The organism is Flavobacterium urocaniciphilum (assembly GCF_900110615.1).
Taxonomy (GTDB): Bacteria; Bacteroidota; Bacteroidia; order Flavobacteriales; family Flavobacteriaceae; genus Flavobacterium; species Flavobacterium urocaniciphilum.
The window spans coordinates 734,680-752,317 of record NZ_FOEI01000001.1 but is presented as its reverse complement, the minus strand read 5'-3'; the positions used below and the strand labels follow the sequence as shown (position 1 = coordinate 752,317).

The window sequence follows — 17,638 nt, the reverse complement described above, 5'->3', positions numbered from 1 at the left end:
CGGTAAAAAAAAATATAAACATGAATAGAATCAATCAAAAATTACAAGAAAATAAAAAATTGCTATCGATTTATTTTACAGCTGGATATCCAAATGTAAACGATACTGTTTCAATAATAGAACAATTAGAAAAAAGCGGAGTAGATATGATTGAAATTGGTTTGCCTTTTTCCGATCCGTTAGCAGATGGACCAACAATTCAAGAAAGTTCAACTATTGCGATACAAAATGGTATGACAACCCAATTACTGTTCGAACAATTAACAAATATTCGGAATACTGTAAAAATTCCTTTATTGATTATGGGATATTTTAATCCGATTATGCAATTTGGAGTAGAAGAGTTTTGTAAAAAATGTAATGAAATTGGCATTGATGGCTTAATTATCCCAGATTTACCTATAGATGAATACCTTTCTGAATACCAATCGATTTTCGTAAAGCATAATCTAAAAAACGTGTTTTTGATCACCCCACAAACTTCAAACGAGCGAATCACAGAAATTGATTCAATTTCCGATAGTTTTATTTATATGGTAAGTACTGCTGCTGTTACTGGAAGTCAATCTGGTTTTGGAGAAGAGCAACTAAATTACTTCAAAAGAATTTCAAATCTAAATTTAAAGAATCCACAAATTGTTGGTTTTGGAATTTCTAACAAAGAAACTTTTAAGCAAGCAACTTTACATCAAAAAGGAGCAATAATTGGTAGTGCTTTTATAAAATTCTTAAAAGATAATTCAATTGAAAAGATCCCCAACTTTATTAATTTTATTATATAAATTTTTTATGTTTAGTTGTAAAACCTGGCTTTGTCAGGTTTTTTTTATTTCTATAGTTTGTTTTTTGTTTTGTTAATAGAATGTTAAAATTAAATTAAACGATTGTTTAAATTAAACGATTGTTTAATTTTGTCCAGAATTTAAAAGTTAAGATTATGGACTATAATTCAAAACAAATAGAAATCTTAAATGTTTCCTTAAAACTTTTTGCTGAAAAAGGCTTTGATGGTACATCAATTAGAGATATTGCTAAAGCTGCAGATATTAATGTTGCTATGGTTTCTTATTATTTTGGTTCAAAAGAAAAATTACTGGAAGCAATTGTACTTTATCGTGTTTCTGGTTTTAGAATGATTTTGGAAAACTTACAGTTTGAAGAAATTACTCCAATAGAAAAAATTAAAAAATTTGTAGCATTATATGTTACGAAATTATTTCAAAACAAAGATTTTTATCAAATCATACATTTTGAAATTGTAAATCAGAAACGCGCTTGCGACTTCTCCGCTTTCTCTGAAATAAAAAAGAAAAACTTATTACTTCTTGAAAACATTATTGCTGAAGGCCAAAAAGCTGGTGTTTTTAAAGCCAACTGTAATTCATTATTAATTCCAGCATTAGTGATTGGAACATTCTCTCAAATTCATAATAATAAAAAGTTTTATATCGAAATGATGAATTTGAAAGATGAAGTAGAATTTGAAAAATACATGCTTAATGATTTCAAAGAAGAAATAACAAATGTAGTATTAGGAATGTTAATCAAATAAAAATGAATATCAATAAATTTATAATTTTCGCCTTATTTTCTTTTGGGTTTAATTACGCTCAAGAAAATAAAACGCTTTCATTAAAGGAAGCAATCAACATCGGAATTACTAAAAGTAATCAGGCTATTTTAGCAGATACAAAGGTAAAAACTTCTGAATGGGATGTTAAAACAGTTAAAAATAATCAATTGCCAAGTGCTTCAGTTTCTGGACAGTTTTTCAAACTAACTAAAGCAGATGTAAAAGGTAATTTAATTCAAGGGTCTGGTGGAGGAGTAGACATTAATCAATTAATGATTGGTCAGGCAAATGTTACTGTTCCTGTTTTTAATGGTTTTAAAATTCAAAACGGAATTAAAGCTTCTCAAAATTTAAATTTTGCAGAAGTGAGTAATGCGCAACATACTAAAGAACAAATTGCTTTATATGTGACTCAATTGTATTTCGGATTGTATAAAACACAACAAATGATTGTGTTAACGGAAGATAATTTGAAAAGTGCTCACCAACGAGTTGTCGATTTTCAAGCTTTGGAAGATAACGGCTTGTTAGCACATAACGATTTATTAAAAGCTCAATTGCAAGAATCGAATATTGAATTATCGCTTGAAACTATTAAAAAAAATAATGCAGTATTAAATTTTCAATTAGTCAACTTTTTACAATTAGCGGAAGGAACAAAAATTAAAATTTCAGAAGAAGATTTTTCTTCTTTAAAAGTTGCTACCGATAATTCAGTTCAAAGAAAGGATTTAGAAGCCTTAAGTTTTCATCAGCAAGCAGCTCAAACCAACATTAAAATTGCAAAAGGGAATTACTATCCATCTTTTAATTTAATTGGAGGTTATATCGCTTTAGATGTTAAAAATGCGTTGACTGTTACCAATGCCATGAATTTTGGAGCAGGAATCTCATATGATCTTTCTTCTATTTTCAAAAACAAAAAAAATGTAGAAAAGGCTAAAAGTCAAGCTTTAGAAGTTGAAAATCAAATTGCAATTTTAAACGAAAAAATTACGGAAGAAGTTCAAGAAGCTACAGAGAATTACAATTTAGCCATCAAACAAAAAGCAGTTTATCAAAAGGCACAATTTCAAGCAGAAGAGAATTATAGAATTGTTTTAGATAAATACAATAACGGTTTATCAAACACAAACGATCTTTTAGAAGCGAACGTTGAACAATTACAAGCGAAAATAAATTATGCTATTTCTACTTCGGAAATATTACAGAAATATTATGAATTAGAATTTCAAAAAGGAAAATTAACACAATCATTAAATTAAAAAATATACAATATCATGGAAAAAAAGAAAACCAATAAAAAATTCACATTCTTACTAATAGGATTAGTTACTTTAGGTGGAATATATGGCGGATATAAATACATGCATTCACTTTCACATGAAACTACAGACGATGCGCAAATAGAGCAAAACATGACTCCAATTATTCCAAGAGTTACAGGTTATATAAATAAAGTTTATGTAAAAGATAATCAGCAAGTTAAAAAAGGAGATACTTTGTTTGTAATTGACAATAGCGATTATTTAGTTAAAGTTGAAGAAGCTAAAGCAGCTTTATTAGCAGCTGAAAGTTCTTTTGAAGTATCTAAAGCAGATGTTGGAACTGCTCAGGGAACAGTGGCAGTAAGTGATGCTAATGCAAAATCATCAATTAATAATATCGAATCAGCTCAAATCAGATTATGGAGAGCCACAAATGATTTCGAAAGATTTGAAAATTTATACAAAAACAAATCGATTACAAAACAACAATATGAGCAAGCTTTAGCGGCAAAACAAGAAGCTGAAACTCAATTAAAAATGATGAAGCAACAAAAAAGCGCTAACGATTATCAAAAAAATGTTGCAGTTACTAGAACAAATGTTTCTCAAAAACAAACTTCAGTTGCAGCTGCAAATATTGAAAGAGCAAAAGCTGCTTTAGAAGCCGCACAATTAAATTTAAAATATACAGTTGTTACAGCTGCAACAAACGGACAAGTTTCTGCCATTGATTTACAACCTGGACAATTAGTTCAACCAGGTCAATCTTTATTTTATATTATTAATTCAGAAGAAGTTTGGGTTGTTGCAAATTTTAAAGAAACGCAATTAAATAAAATGAAATTAGGTCAGATTGTAGAAATTAAAGCTGATGCTTTTCCTGATGATAAATTTGAAGGTTCAATTGCTTCATTTTCTCCAGCAACTGGTTCTCGTTTTTCTTTATTACCACCAGATAATGCAACTGGTAACTTCGTTAAAACAGTTCAACGTTTACCTGTAAAAATAACATTAACAGCTAAAAATGCTCAAGATAAAATCAAATTACTACGTTCAGGAATGAATGTAGAAGTTGATGTACATTTAAATTAATTATGAGTGCAACTACAACAAATACGCAAGATGATAGCTTAGTTGAATATGGCTTTAACAGAGTCATAATCACTATCACGGCAGTCTTATGTGCGCTTTTAGAAATTGTTGATACTACAATTGTAAATGTTGCTTTAAATGATATGCGTGGAAGTCTTGGTGCTACTTTAACAGATGTTGCTTGGGTTATTACCGCTTACGCAATTGCAAATGTTATTGTAATTCCAATGACTAGTTGGTTGTCTCAACAATTTGGAAGAAGAAATTATTTTGCGGCATCCATTATCATCTTTACAGTTGCTTCTTTCTTATGTGGAAATGCAACAGATATATGGGAATTAATCATCTTTAGATTTATTCAAGGTTTAGGTGGCGGAGCATTATTGGTAACTTCTCAAACCATAATTACAGAAAGTTATCCTGTGGCAAAACGCGGAATGGCACAAGCAATTTACGGAATGGGAGTAATTGTAGGTCCAACTTTAGGTCCGCCATTAGGAGGTTATTTAGTAGATACGTATTCTTGGCCTTATATATTTTATATCAATATACCAATTGGAATTATTGCGGCCTTATTAACGTTGAGATATGTTAAAAGTCCGAAATACGGAGAAAAATTAAGCGCTAATCAAGTAGATTGGTTTGGTATTATTTCTTTAGCCGGATTTATTGGATCGTTACAATATGTTTTAGAACACGGTCAGCAAGATGATTGGTTTAACGATGGAACAATTATTACATTAAGTACAATAAGTTTCTTCAGTTTGTTTTTCTTTGTTTGGCGACAATTAACTTATAAATATCCAGTTGTTAATCTGAAAGTTTTAAAAGATACGAATTTACGAGTGGGAACTATTTTGAGTTTCATTATGGGATTCGGATTGTACGGTTCTACATTTATCATCCCAATTTATACGCAATCGATTTTAGGTTGGACCGCTACTGATGCAGGTTTACTTTTAATTCCAAGTTCATTGATGACTGCTTTCATGATGCCTATAATTGGACAATTATTACAAAAAGGTGTGCCGCAAAAATATTTAGTAGCAATTGGATTTTTAATGTTCTTTTTCTTTACGTTTTGGATGTATAACGTTATGACACCAGATACAGGAGAAGAATACATGTATTGGCCTTTAATTATTAGAGGATTAGGTTTAGGTTTGTTATTCGTACCTATTACAACGTTATCCTTATCAACTTTAAAAGGGAAGAGTATAGGTGAAGGTGCTGCATTTACTGGAATGATGCGACAATTAGGTGGTTCATTTGGTATTGCAATTATCACCACATTTATTGCCCGTTTTACACAAGAGCATCGTGTAAATTTAATTGCAAATATTGATGCTACGAAAACGCAAGTTCAAGACAGGATTACACAAATGCAACACGGATTTATGGCTAAAGGTTTTAGTGCTAATGAAGCATTGGATAAAGCTCATAAAGTTTTAGATATGAGTGTAATGAAACAAAGTACAGTCTTGTCATATATGGATATATTCTTGTATTTGGGTGTGTTGTTTTTAGTTTGTATTCCCGTAATACTTTTAATCAAAAACAATAAGAATAAAGTCAATATTAGTGAAGCCATGCACTAAAAAATATATTCAAAAAAATCCCAATCATTCGATTGGGATTTTTTTTATCTTGTAAATACTAATTTATTTCCTTCTGATAAATTACTGTCAAAAGCATAACCTTCGTAATTGAATCCTTTTAAATCTTCTATAGTTTTGGCGTTGGTATCAATAATATAACGAACCATTAAACCTCTCGCTTTTTTAGCAAAAAACGAAATCATTTTTAATTTTCCGTCTTTATAATCTTTGAATTCTGGAGTAATTACAGGAACTTTTAATTTTTTTACATCAACGACTGAAAAATATTCGTTACTTGCTAAATTCACAAATAATTCATCTTTTTCCAATTCAGAATTTAAAGCATCAGTAATTGTTTTTTTCCAAAATTCATATAAGTTTTTCTTGGTTCCAATTTTTATCGAAGTTCCCATTTCCAAACGATACGCTTGCATTAAATCTAATGGTTTTAATAAGCCGTATAAACCCGAAAGAATTCGCAATTTATCTTGTAAATCGTCTAGTTTTTCTAAAGGTAACGAATAAACATCTAAACCTAAATATACATCGCCATCAAAAGTATAAACGGCAGGTCTAGCATTTTCAGGTGTAAAGGGTAATTGCCAATCCTGATTGCGTTGCCAATTTAAATCGCCTAACTTTTCAGAAATATCCATTAATTCCATTAATTGTTTTGGCTTTTTCTTTTTTAAAGTCTTTTGAATGGTTTCTGCTTTATTTAAAAAGTTAGATTCCGTATATAATTGAGTTGGGATTTCTTTTTCTAAATTTAAAGATTTGGCAGGCGATATTACGATTTTCATTTGTGTTTCAGATTTTTTTCAAAAATAAAACAATAGCTTGGATTTAAAGTATACTTAATTATAAAAAATTTAAATTATGATATTGTTATTGCCAATGGTAATGTTTAACTTCGCAACATGATAAAAGTAATGCTGATTGGTTCCGGAAACGTGTCAACACATTTATTTCAGGCTTTTTCCAAAGTTCCTGATGTAGAAGTGGTTCAGGTTTTTTCAAGAACTTTTTCAAATGATTTTCCATCGAATATTCAAATTTCTGATTTTACTCAAATTTCAGAAGCTGATGTATATATCATTTGTGTGTCAGATAACGCTATTGCTTCTGTATCAGATCAATTGCCTTTTGAAAATAGGTTAGTGGTTCATACTTCTGGAAGTACTAATTTTGATGTACTTAACGCTAAAAATAAACGTGGCGTTTTTTATCCTCTACAAACATTTTCTAAACATAAAGAAGTTGATTTTAATGAAATTCCAATTTGTTTAGAAACAGAAAAGGAAACTGATTATGAAATTTTAGAAAAATTAGCCAAAACCATTTCCAAATCAGTAAATAAAATTGATGGAAATCAACGTAAAGCGTTACATGTTTCGGCTGTTTTTGTGTGTAATTTCGTGAATCATTTGTATCATATAGGTTCAGAAATTTGCAAAGAAAACAACATTCCATTTCATATCTTGCAACCTTTAATTGAAGAAACGGCAGAAAAAATCAAAACGCTTTCTCCAGAAGAAGCGCAAACTGGACCAGCTTTAAGAAAAGATTCAAAAACAATTGAAAAACATATCGATTTTCTAACCGATTCAACTCAAAAAGAAATATATAAAATCTTGACTAATTCCATACAAAATGTCGAAAAGTTATAAAGAATTAATGAATGATGTTAAAGCATTTATCTTTGATATAGATGGTGTTTTAACTGACGGAACCGTACATATTTCTGAAGACGGTCAATTGCTTCGTCAAATGAATATTAAAGACGGTTATGCCATGAAAGCTGCAGTAGATAAAGGGTATCCGGTTTGTATTATTTCAGGTGGAAGTAATGAAGGTGTTCGCGTTCGTTTACAAAATTTAGGTATTAAAGATATATATTTAGCCGCTCCAGATAAAGTAGAAAAGTTTTATGAATTTTGTGACGGTTACCAAATCAAACATGATGAAGTGTTATACATGGGTGATGATATTCCGGATTATTTAGTCATGCAAAAAGTAGGATTACCAACTTGTCCTCAAGATGCCGTTCCAGAAATAAAAGGAATCAGTAAATATATTTCGCATGCAAATGGTGGAAAAGGAGCCGTTCGCGATGTTATTGAACAAGTTATGAAAGTACAAGGAACTTGGATGGACGATTTTGACGCTAAGTTTTTTTAAGAAAAAAGAATATTAATAAAAAATAATAAGAGGAAGAAAGATTGCTTTGTTCCTCGCAATGACAAAAAAATGAAACATTACTTAAAACTTATACGCATAGAGAATATTTTAATGGTTGCTTTTATGCAATTAATTGTTAGATACGGATTTTTAAATCATATTGATTTTAGAGATGCCATGGGTGAACAACAATCGTTGTCGAATTGGCAATCTTTAGCCGACTGGCAATATGGATTAATGGTATTAGCAACAATTTGTATTATGGCTGGTGGTTATGTTATTAATAATATTTTTGATAGAGATATCGATTTGGTTAATAAACCAGAAAATGTTGTTGTTGGAACTTACATCACAGAAAAAACAGCTTATAATCTGTATTTTGCATTAAATATTATTGGTGTTGGAATCGGGTTTTATTTAAGTCGCGTAATTCAACATCCTTCATTTGCAGGTGCTTTTATCATTTGTTCGGTATTATTATATGCGTATTCAAATGGTTTAAAACAAATTCCATTTTTAGGAAATGCCGTTATTGGATTATTGGCTGCGTTTAGTATCATCATCATTATCTTTTTCGATTTATATCCTTCAATGTATGATGGTAATGCAGATACTATGAAAAGAATTTATTCTATACTTTTAGATTATGCAATATTTGCTTTCATACTTCATTTTGCTAGAGAAATTATTAAAACTATTGAAGATTTTGAAGGTGATAATGAATACGGTATAACAACAGTTGCAACTTCTTATGGAACCAATATTGCAAAATATGTGTCTTTAGTTGCTATTGCTGGTTTAATCGTGTTTTTATCATATTATATTTTCGCTAATTTAACTCATAATAATTATGCATTTGGTTATTTCATTGTATTCATGATTGCGCCATTATTGTTTTGTGCATTTAAATTATGGAAAGCTGAAGCAAAACAAGATTTTACATTTTTAAGTAAACTGTTAAAATTAATTATGCTTACAACTATTTTATCGTTAGTTGTAATTTTAGTTTCAATGAAATATGCTTAAAGAAAAGTTTAAAAATCATCGTATTATATTAGCTTCGGGTTCGCCTAGAAGGCAGCAATTTCTTAAGGAATTAGATGTAGATTTCGAAATTCAATTAAAAGATATTGAAGAAATTTATCCTGAACATTTAAAAGATTCTGAAATTACTAATTTCTTAGCAAAATTAAAAGCTTCAGCATTTACAGATGATTTAAAACAAAATGATATTTTAATTACTTCAGATACTATAGTTTGGTTGAATGATAAAGCATTAGGAAAACCAAAAGATTTTAATGATGCTTTTGATATGATTACAGAAATGTCTGGAAAAACACATAAAGTAATTACTTCAGTTTGTATCAAAACGATTGAAAAAGAAGTCGTTTTCTTTGATGAAACGTTGGTAACTTTTGCAAATTTATCTTCAGAAGAAATTAAATATTATTTGGATAATTATAAACCATACGATAAAGCGGGTTCTTACGGAATACAAGAATGGATTGGATTAGTAGCTATTGAAAAAATAGAAGGAAGTTATGCAAATGTAGTAGGATTACCCACACATAAACTATATCAAGAATTAATGAAATTCTAAGTTGTAAAAAATTGGAATTTTTGATGTATATTTGTCAACACAACACATAAGAAATATGAGTCAAAAAATATTGCTCAATACCAAAGAAGTCAATATCATTTTACATCGATTAGCTTGTCAATTAATCGAAAAACACCTCGATTTTTCAAATACAATTCTTATAGGAATTCAACCAAGAGGTACTTTTTTAGCCAATAGATTAACTAAAATTCTTAAAGAAGAATATAATATTTCCGATTTAAAATTAGGATTATTAGACATCACATTCTTTAGAGACGACTTTAGAAGAAGTGAAAAACCATTCGAAGCCAATCAAACACAAATCGATTTTTTAGTAGAAGATAAAAATGTCGTATTTATTGATGATGTATTATATACTGGTAGAAGTATTCGTGCAGCTTTAACAGCAATTCAATCGTTTGGAAGACCAAAATCTATTGAACTTTTAACTTTAATAGATAGACGTTTTAGTCGTGATTTACCGATTCAACCCGATTATAGAGGTCGACAAGTTGATGCCATTAACAATGAGAAAGTATTGGTGAAATGGGCGGAAAATGATGGAGAAGATGCCGTTTACATTGACATAAAAAAATAAGAAACAACAACAACACAACACTAAAATGAAAGAATTAAGCGTCAATCATTTACTAGGAATAAAATACATTAACAAGAACGATATTAATTTAATTCTTGAAACTGCCGATCAGTTCAAAGAAGTAATTAATAGACCCATAAAAAAAGTTCCTTCGCTTAGTGATATAACTATTGCAAATATCTTTTTTGAAAACAGTACAAGAACTAAGTTATCTTTCGAATTAGCTCAAAAAAGACTTTCTGCAGATGTAATGAGTTTTTCTTCTGCGCAATCGTCTGTTAAAAAAGGAGAAACTTTAATTGATACGGTTAACAATATCTTAGCCATGAAAGTGGATATGGTGGTTATGAGACATAGCTCGCCAGGTGCAGCTCATTTTTTGTCACAACATGTAAACGCAAGTATTGTAAATGCTGGAGATGGTGCTCATGAACATCCAACACAAGCATTATTAGATAGTTATACAATAAGAGAAAAATTAGGAGAAGTTGCTGGAAAAAAGATTGTTATTGTTGGAGATATTTTACACAGTAGAGTAGCGCTTTCTAATATTTTCGCACTACAAATGCAAGGTGCTGAAGTTAAGGTTTGCGGACCAAAAACATTGATTCCAAAATACATTAATTCTTTAGGAGTAACTTACGAACCAAATTTAATTAAAGCGTTAGAATGGTGTGATGTAGCTAATATGTTACGTGTTCAAAATGAAAGATTAGATGTAAGTTATTTTCCAAATACTCGCGAATACACACAACAATTCGGGTTAACAAATGAAATATTAAACAACCTGAATAAAGAAATTGTGGTAATGCATCCGGGTCCAATTAACCGTGGTGTTGAAATTACTTCAGATGTTGCCGATGGAAACCATTCTGTAATTTTAGATCAGGTAGAAAATGGAGTAGCGGTAAGAATGGCGGTAATATATTTATTAGCGAGTAAGATTAAGAATAGATTGTAACTTAAAGTTTAAATGGAATTTTGTATTTTTAGTAAATTCAAAATTTGAACATAAAAAGAATTAGAATATGAAAGTAGAACAAAAAGGACATACAACAACAATAAAAGATACTGAAAGTACTTTCGATGCGTTTTTAGAAAAACTAACTACGCAATATAATTCTTATAAGTCAGTTAATTTAATTATTGATGTAACACATGATAAGTCATTTGATTTGAGTTGTTTAAAGAAATTTTCTGACTTATCTAAAACACATAAAAAAAACAAAAAGTCTTTCGTGATTGTTGCTGAAAATGTTGATTTTAATAACGCTCCAGCTTCTTTAAATATTGTACCTTCACTATTAGAAGCGCAAGATATTATTGAAATGGAAGAAATTGAACGCGATTTAGGATTCTAAAATTTTTACAGTTTGTAGTTTTTTGTTTATTGTTAAAATCGTTTACAACTAACCACAAATCACAAACCACAAACATAAAATGAAAGTAAAAATTTTAGGCTGTTACGCTGCAACTCCAAGAACAATAACAAATCCGACTTCACAAGTTTTAGAAATTAAAAATAAAATGTTCTTAATTGATTGTGGAGAAGGAACTCAAGTGCAACTTCGTAAGCATAAAATTAAGTTTTCTCAAATAGAACATGTTTTTATTTCTCACTTACACGGCGATCATTTCTTTGGATTAATCGGACTTATTTCTACTTTCATGCTTTTAGGAAGAGAAAAAGATTTACATATTTATGGTCCGAAAGGCATTAAAGAAGCAATTTTATTGCTTTTAAAACTCGGAAACGCTTATACTTCATATAATTTATTTTTTCATGAATTAACTTCTAAAGAAAGTGAAGTTATTTTTGAAGATGAAAAAGTTCGCGTTACAACTATTCCATTAAAACATAGAGTTTATACCAATGGTTATTTGTTTGAAGAAATAAACAAAGAACGAAAACTGAATATTAACGCCATTTTAAATTATGATATTGACAAAGTATATTATAATAAAATTAAATATGGTGGCGATATTACTTTGGAAGATGGAAGAGTAATTCCTAATTCTGAATTATCTTTTGATCCAGAAGTTGCCAAAAGTTATGCCTTTTGTTCCGATACCATTTATGATGAAGAAATTGTTCCGATTATTAAAAATGTGACTGTTTTATATCATGAAAGCACCTTTTTAGAAACGGAAAGTCATTTAGCGGAAAAAACGATGCATACTACAGCTAAACAAGCTGCGAATATTGCTAAATTAGCAGAAGTTAAAAATTTATTATTAGGTCATTATTCGACACGCTACGGAAATATTGAATTATTCAGAACAGAAGCCAATGAAATTTTTGATACTGTTTTATTAGCTGATGATGGTTTAGAATTTGAATTTTAATAACAATTACATTATGAGAAGAATAGAAACGTTTTTAGCTAATGCGCTTTAATTCATTATAGATTTTTTTCACTTTAATTAAAAACTTCACGTTTAAAAAATATGAAAGACTTATCCGATTATAGAAAATCATACGAAAAAAGCGAATTGTTAGAAAATACAATTCCAGAAGATGCTATTCAATTGTTTCATAAATGGTTTTATGAAGCTGAAGAACAAGAAGATGGTGAAGTTAATGCGATGACTGTTTCTTCAATTGGTTTAGACGGTTTTCCAAAGAGTAGAGTAGTTCTGTTGAAAAAATTTAATGAAGAAGGATTTATTTTTTATACCAATTATAATTCTGAAAAAGGAAAGGCTATTCAACAAAACCCAAACATTTGTTTATCATTCTTTTGGCCAATATTAGAACGCCAAGTAATAATTAAAGGTATTGCTGAAAAAACAACTGCTGTAGTTTCAGATAATTATTTTGATTCTCGACCTGAAGGAAGTAAGTTAGGCGCTATTGTTTCTAATCAAAGTGAAGTCATTCCTTCTAGAGAATTTTTGGATGAAAAACTAAAAACATTAGAAACTGAATTATCTGGTTCAGAAATTAAACGTCCCGAAAATTGGGGTGGCTTTTTAGTTAAACCTGTTGAAGTAGAATTTTGGCAAGGAAGAGCCAATCGTTTGCATGATAGAATTCGCTATCAATTAAATGAAGATTTTAGTTGGAAAATTGAAAGACTATCTCCTTGATAATCAAAAACATATAACAATTTCTAATCCTAAGTTAATCACTTAGGATTTTTTTTATGTTTTCTCTTACAAACAACGTAACTATTTGATAATAAATAAGTTAAAATGTTAAAATTTAGTGCATTTCATCGATTTTATTTGCTGTTAATCTAAAATGTCATACATTTGTCCTGTAAATCAATCACTTAATCGATTAGTTATGAAAAATATCACATTTTTAAAAGTAGTTTTAGTTTTAAGTTTACTAACTTCTTTAGTGTCATGTTCCCCAACTGAAAACACAGAAGCAGAATCAACTACAACAACAATAGCTTTACAAAAATATGTAAATTCATCTTTTGAAATTCAAGTTTTAGATTTAGTTAATCAATATAGAGTAAGCAAAGGTTTAAATGCTTTATCTATTATTGAAGAAATTTCATACTTAGGTTCTACACATGATGATTATATGATCTCTGCTGGAGCTGCAAGTCATGATAATTTCGAAACGAGAAAAGCTACTTTAATTAACCAATTAGGCGCTGTAATGGTTGGTGAAAATGTTGCATCAGGATTTAGTACTGCTGAAGGTGTATTAAATGGTTGGTTAAGTAGTCCAGCTCACAAAGCAAACTTAGAAGGAGTTTATTCACACTATGGATTAGCAGTAAAATCTGATTCATTAGGAAAAAAATATTATACATTAATGTTAATCAGAAAATGATTTTCATAATAGTTTAATTGTTTAGTTTTTAGTTACAATGAAAAGTCCTGATGTAAATCAGGACTTTTTTTTTATTAAAAACCTTCAAAAACGCCTAAACCAAATAATGCGAAATCATATTTTACAGGGTCAATCGGATCAAGTTGTCTTAAGTTAGTGTCTAATTCGAATAAGGCTTTTGCATCGTTTTGTTTACGAGATAATAAATCTAATTTTCGAGCTACATTTCCGCTATGAACATCCAACGGACAAGAAAGGGCAGAAGTGGGTATGTTTTTCCAAATTCCTAAATCCACACTATTATTATCGTTTCTAACCATCCAACGTAAATACATATTGATTCTTTTAGCTGCAGAACCATTTAAAGGATCAGAAATATGTTTTTGTGAACGAATTGGATGTGGAATTTCGAAAAAAGCTTTTTTAAATTCAGAAATGCTTTTTTGAGTAGAATTTTGTTCAATATGTTTAGAAAAAATGGTTTCTAAACCATTATGAAAGGTGTAAATATGTTTTAATGCTTTTACAAAAGTTACAGCATCTGTTCCATTAAAAGTTCGATGCACAAAATTTTCTAAATTTTCTAAATCTTTTTCTTTATGATGCATTACGAAATCATAGGGAGAATTACCCATTAATTCCATTAATTTGTGAGCATTATTAATGATCATTTTCCTATTTCCCCAAGCTATTGTTGCGGCAAGAAATCCTGCAATTTCAATATCTTCTTTGTTGGAATATAAATGCGGAATTTGAACAGGGTCCGTTTCTATGAAATTTTTGTTATTGTATAAAATAACTTTTTCATCTAGAAATTCCTTTAGTTCAGTTTGATTCATTAAAAGAACTATTAATGACTAATTATTTCACCATCAACCATAACTAATTTTCGATCAGCCATATTAGCTAATTCTTCGTTATGCGTAACAATTACGAAAGTTTGACCGAATTCATCACGTAATTTAAAAAACAACTGATGTAAATTTTCAGCAGTAACATGATCTAAATTACCAGATGGTTCATCGGCAAAAATTACAGCAGGCTTATTAATTAAAGCTCTTGCAACTGCAACACGTTGTTGTTCACCTCCAGAAAGTTCACCTGGTTTATGATTAATTCTGTGCGAAAGTCCTAAATAATCTAATAATTTTTTAGCTTCAGCTTCTGTTTCTTTTTTTGGTTTATTAGCTATGAATGCTGGAATACAAACATTTTCTAATGCTGTAAACTCCGGTAATAATTGATGAAATTGAAATATAAAGCCCAAATTTAAGTTTCTGAATTTAGATAACTCTTTGTCCTTTAAATCAATAATTGATGTTTCATTAATGTCTAAAGAGCTATTTATATTATCTTTTCTATCTAATAAATCTAAGGTTCCTAAAATTTGAAGTAAAGTTGTTTTTCCAGCACCTGAAGCACCAACAATAGAAACAATTTCACCTTTATTAATTTGCAGACTTACATTTTTTAATACATGTAAATCACCATAATGTTTATTTATGTTTGTCGCTTTAATCATAACATCAATTTGTACAAAGAAACAAAGAAATAGTGAAAATTAAAATCTAAACGAATACAAATCCAAAAGTAAAGTTAAATCGTATATCAAATCATATAAATTAACTAATTTTGATAAAAAAGATGATGAAAAATTTAGGAATATTGATCTCATTTTTAAGTTTGATTTCGTGTGGCAACAAAACACAAGTTGTAGAAAGTAAAAATGAAAATAAAGATTTAAATAAAAAAGTTGTTATGAATGATTCTGTTCAAATTGCCACATTTGCTGGTGGTTGTTTTTGGTGTACTGAAGCCGTATTTTTAGAAGTTAAAGGAGTTGAAAAAGTAGTTTCAGGTTATACAGGTGGATTTATCAAAAATCCTGCATATAGAGAAGTTTGCAATGGAACAACAGGGCATGCTGAAGGAATTCAAATAACATTTAATCCGAAAGAAGTAGCTTATGAAGATTTATTAGAAATCTTTTTTGCAACGCATGATCCAACAACTTTAAACAAACAAGGAAATGATATTGGTACACAATATAGAAGTGCCATTTTTTATCATTCTCCCGAACAAAAAGAAAAAGCGGAAAAATACATAAAACTTATTGAACAAGAAAAATTGTATTCTAGTCCAATTGTTACACAAGTTGAAGAAGCTGGAGTATTTTATTCTGCAGAAGATTATCATCAAAATTATTACAACCAAAATAAAGAACAAGGCTATTGTCAGTATATAATCGCACCAAAATTAGATAAGCTTAGAAAGTATTATAAAAGTATGTTGAAATAATTGGCATTTAATTTGTAAATTAGTTTTCAGAAAACAATTAATATAATCAACATGACAGAAGAAGTGCAACAACAACCAGTTGTAGTAAAAAGTGATAAAAAACTGAAATTAATTTTAAGCTTAATTTTTGACGCGATAGGAATGTTATCCTTTGCAGCACCAATTTTTGGAGAAATTATTGATATTGCTTGGGCTCCAATTTCTGGTTTGTTACTTATTATTATGTATAAAGGAACTGTTGGTAAAGTAGCCGGATTATTCGGAACAATAGAAGAGTTGTTTCCTTTTATTGATGTAATTCCAACCTTTACAATTACTTGGTTTTATACGTATGTGATTAAAAAAGAACAATAAAAAAAAAGATATAAAAAAACCGCTCATTGAGCGGTTTTTTTGTGAAATTAAGTTGTTTGCAATTACCAAGCTAATTTTACTTCTAATTCAAATTCGTCACTGATAGTTTTGTCTCCTAAATCAGAGAAAAACGAACCTGAACCATATTTAATTCCATATTTAGTTCTGTCAACTTTTACTGTAGCTGTAGCTGTATTTCCATTAACTACTAAATCAAAAGTAACTGGTTTTGTAATTCCTTTGATTGTTAAATCTGCAGTAATTGTATAGTTGTTTTTATTTTTTGTACTGATGTTTGTAAATGTTAAAGTAGCTGTTTTAAATTTATCAACTCCGAAGAAATCGTCAGCTTTTAAATGTCCATCTAAACTTTCTTTACCTTTTCCAGATAAATCTGTTGTATTGATAGTTGTCATATCAACTACAAAAGTTCCACCTTTAACTAATTTTTTCTTGAAAACTAAGTTTCCGCTTTCTAATTTAATTGTTCCAGTATGTGAACCAGTTACTTTTTTACCTGTCCAAACGATTCCACTTTTTGCAACGTCAATTTTCTTAGTTTGAGCGTTAACAGTGAATGATGCTAAAGCTACTAAAGCTAATGCAATTGATTTTAAATTTCTCATGTTATAAATATTTAGTTATTAAATTAAATTGTTTCAAATAAGTCGTTAATTGATTTTCTTACTTTTGGTAAGTGTTGCGTAGCATCTTCTTCATGTCTGTAACCGATTGTAGCTACTAATGATGCGTTTAATCCTTTTTCAGTTAAACCTAATATTTCATTATATTTTTGTGGTTCAAAACCTTCCATTGGAGTCACATCAATTTTTAATTCAGCTGCAGCATTAATTAAGTTACCTAATGCTAAATACGTTTGTTTTGCTGTCCAAATTGATTGTACATCAGTAGGTAAGGCAATGATTTTAGATTTCATGAAATCTCCATAACCTTGTAGGTTTTCAGCTGGAATACTTCTTGTTTCAGCAATATTTTGAATGTACTCATCAATATGAGTTTCATCAACTTTTGTAAAGTTTGCAAAAACTATCAAATGTGAAGCATCTACAATTTGAGATTGTCCCCAAGACGCTGGTTGTAATTGTTCTCTTACTGATGGGTTTTCAATGAAAAAAACTTTATAAGGTTGTAATCCGTAAGAAGAAGTTGCTAAACGAATAGCTTCTTTTAATATATCTAAATCAGTTTCAGATATTTTTTTATCAGCGTTAAATTTTTTAGTTGCATAACGCCAATTCTGATTTTCTATAAATTTACTCATA

The 17,638-nt window shown here is 29.4% G+C and carries 22 protein-coding genes; 17 read left to right on the top strand and 5 right to left on the bottom strand.

Going from position 1 to position 17,638, the window contains the following annotated elements; translation table 11 throughout:
- Window positions 1-20: 20 nt before the first annotated feature.
- The 5 genes from trpA (at window position 21) to BMY86_RS03570 (ending at window position 5,531) form a co-directional block, all read left to right on the top strand.
- Window positions 21-782: a tryptophan synthase subunit alpha gene (gene trpA / locus BMY86_RS03590; protein ID WP_091465258.1), complete on the top strand. Its 762-nt coding sequence runs from the start codon at window positions 21-23 to the stop codon at window positions 780-782.
- Between the two features lie 155 nt (window positions 783-937).
- Window positions 938-1,552, top strand: a complete 615-nt coding sequence (locus BMY86_RS03585; RefSeq protein WP_245745593.1) for a TetR/AcrR family transcriptional regulator — start codon at window positions 938-940, stop codon at window positions 1,550-1,552.
- A 2-nt stretch (window positions 1,553-1,554) separates the two neighbouring features.
- Window positions 1,555-2,838, top strand: coding sequence for a TolC family protein (locus BMY86_RS03580; RefSeq protein WP_091465256.1), 1,284 nt, complete (start codon window positions 1,555-1,557; stop codon window positions 2,836-2,838).
- Window positions 2,839-2,853: 15 nt separating this feature from the next.
- Window positions 2,854-3,933, top strand: coding sequence for an HlyD family secretion protein (locus BMY86_RS03575; protein ID WP_091465254.1), 1,080 nt, complete (start codon window positions 2,854-2,856; stop codon window positions 3,931-3,933).
- A gap of 2 nt (window positions 3,934-3,935) precedes the next feature.
- Complete coding sequence (locus tag BMY86_RS03570; protein WP_091465252.1) at window positions 3,936-5,531, top strand: MDR family MFS transporter; 1,596 nt, start codon at window positions 3,936-3,938, stop codon at window positions 5,529-5,531.
- A gap of 44 nt (window positions 5,532-5,575) precedes the next feature.
- Here the strand turns inward: BMY86_RS03570 and yaaA are convergent, their stop codons facing one another.
- A complete protein-coding gene (gene yaaA / locus BMY86_RS03565) occupies window positions 5,576-6,334 on the bottom strand; it encodes a peroxide stress protein YaaA (protein ID WP_091465249.1) in 759 nt (252 codons plus the stop codon).
- 117 nt (window positions 6,335-6,451) lie between these two features.
- Here yaaA and BMY86_RS03560 point away from each other — a divergent pair, with 117 nt between their 5' ends.
- The 10 genes from BMY86_RS03560 to BMY86_RS03515 all read left to right on the top strand — a co-directional run bounded on the left by BMY86_RS03560 (window position 6,452) and on the right by BMY86_RS03515 (window position 13,703).
- Window positions 6,452-7,201, top strand: coding sequence for a Rossmann-like and DUF2520 domain-containing protein (locus BMY86_RS03560; protein WP_091465246.1), 750 nt, complete (start codon window positions 6,452-6,454; stop codon window positions 7,199-7,201).
- The gene (locus BMY86_RS03555; RefSeq protein WP_091465244.1) at window positions 7,185-7,712 is read left to right on the top strand and encodes a KdsC family phosphatase; all 528 of its coding nucleotides are present in this window, start codon (window positions 7,185-7,187) and stop codon (window positions 7,710-7,712) included. Before BMY86_RS03560 ends, BMY86_RS03555 begins: the two co-directional genes overlap by 17 nt.
- Before the next feature lie 69 nt (window positions 7,713-7,781).
- A complete protein-coding gene (locus tag BMY86_RS03550; protein WP_091465240.1) occupies window positions 7,782-8,738 on the top strand; it encodes a geranylgeranylglycerol-phosphate geranylgeranyltransferase in 957 nt (318 codons plus the stop codon).
- Window positions 8,731-9,312, top strand: coding sequence for a Maf-like protein (locus BMY86_RS03545; RefSeq protein WP_091465238.1), 582 nt, complete (start codon window positions 8,731-8,733; stop codon window positions 9,310-9,312). The genes BMY86_RS03550 and BMY86_RS03545 overlap by 8 nt, the downstream gene beginning before the upstream one ends.
- Before the next feature lie 55 nt (window positions 9,313-9,367).
- Entirely contained in the window at window positions 9,368-9,910 is a 543-nt protein-coding gene (pyrR, locus tag BMY86_RS03540; RefSeq protein WP_091465236.1) for a bifunctional pyr operon transcriptional regulator/uracil phosphoribosyltransferase PyrR, read from the top strand.
- Between the two features lie 25 nt (window positions 9,911-9,935).
- On the top strand, window positions 9,936-10,871 hold the full coding sequence (locus tag BMY86_RS03535) for an aspartate carbamoyltransferase catalytic subunit (protein ID WP_091465234.1): 936 nt from the start codon (window positions 9,936-9,938) through the stop codon (window positions 10,869-10,871).
- A gap of 67 nt (window positions 10,872-10,938) precedes the next feature.
- A complete protein-coding gene (locus BMY86_RS03530) occupies window positions 10,939-11,271 on the top strand; it encodes a ribonuclease Z (RefSeq protein WP_091465231.1) in 333 nt (110 codons plus the stop codon).
- A 79-nt stretch (window positions 11,272-11,350) separates the two neighbouring features.
- On the top strand, window positions 11,351-12,256 hold the full coding sequence (locus BMY86_RS03525; protein WP_091465229.1) for a ribonuclease Z: 906 nt from the start codon (window positions 11,351-11,353) through the stop codon (window positions 12,254-12,256).
- A 102-nt stretch (window positions 12,257-12,358) separates the two neighbouring features.
- Window positions 12,359-13,000: a pyridoxamine 5'-phosphate oxidase gene (pdxH, locus tag BMY86_RS03520; RefSeq protein ID WP_091465226.1), complete on the top strand. Its 642-nt coding sequence runs from the start codon at window positions 12,359-12,361 to the stop codon at window positions 12,998-13,000.
- Window positions 13,001-13,199: 199 nt separating this feature from the next.
- Window positions 13,200-13,703 (top strand): CAP domain-containing protein, encoded by a 504-nt coding sequence (locus BMY86_RS03515; RefSeq protein WP_177177113.1) that lies wholly within the window; start codon window positions 13,200-13,202, stop codon window positions 13,701-13,703.
- Window positions 13,704-13,777: 74 nt separating this feature from the next.
- Here the strand turns inward: BMY86_RS03515 and BMY86_RS03510 are convergent, their stop codons facing one another.
- Window positions 13,778-14,542, bottom strand: a complete 765-nt coding sequence (locus tag BMY86_RS03510) for a TIGR02757 family protein (protein ID WP_091465220.1) — start codon at window positions 14,540-14,542, stop codon at window positions 13,778-13,780.
- Between the two features lie 11 nt (window positions 14,543-14,553).
- Window positions 14,554-15,225 (bottom strand): ABC transporter ATP-binding protein, encoded by a 672-nt coding sequence (locus BMY86_RS03505; RefSeq protein WP_091465219.1) that lies wholly within the window; start codon window positions 15,223-15,225, stop codon window positions 14,554-14,556.
- Window positions 15,226-15,350: 125 nt separating this feature from the next.
- Here BMY86_RS03505 and msrA point away from each other — a divergent pair, with 125 nt between their 5' ends.
- Complete coding sequence (gene msrA, locus BMY86_RS03500) at window positions 15,351-16,001, top strand: peptide-methionine (S)-S-oxide reductase MsrA (protein WP_091465217.1); 651 nt, start codon at window positions 15,351-15,353, stop codon at window positions 15,999-16,001.
- A 51-nt stretch (window positions 16,002-16,052) separates the two neighbouring features.
- Entirely contained in the window at window positions 16,053-16,355 is a 303-nt protein-coding gene (locus BMY86_RS03495) for a hypothetical protein (protein ID WP_091465214.1), read from the top strand.
- A gap of 62 nt (window positions 16,356-16,417) precedes the next feature.
- Here BMY86_RS03495 and BMY86_RS03490 read toward each other — a convergent pair whose 3' ends face one another.
- Together BMY86_RS03490 and BMY86_RS03485 are read right to left on the bottom strand one after the other, a co-directional pair.
- Window positions 16,418-16,981, bottom strand: a complete 564-nt coding sequence (locus BMY86_RS03490) for a YceI family protein (protein ID WP_091465211.1) — start codon at window positions 16,979-16,981, stop codon at window positions 16,418-16,420.
- Window positions 16,982-17,004: 23 nt separating this feature from the next.
- Window positions 17,005-17,637 carry an NAD(P)H-dependent oxidoreductase gene (locus BMY86_RS03485; protein ID WP_091465209.1) on the bottom strand — a complete coding sequence of 211 codons (633 nt, stop codon included), beginning with the start codon at window positions 17,635-17,637 and terminating at the stop codon, window positions 17,005-17,007.
- Window position 17,638: the final 1 nt, after the last annotated feature.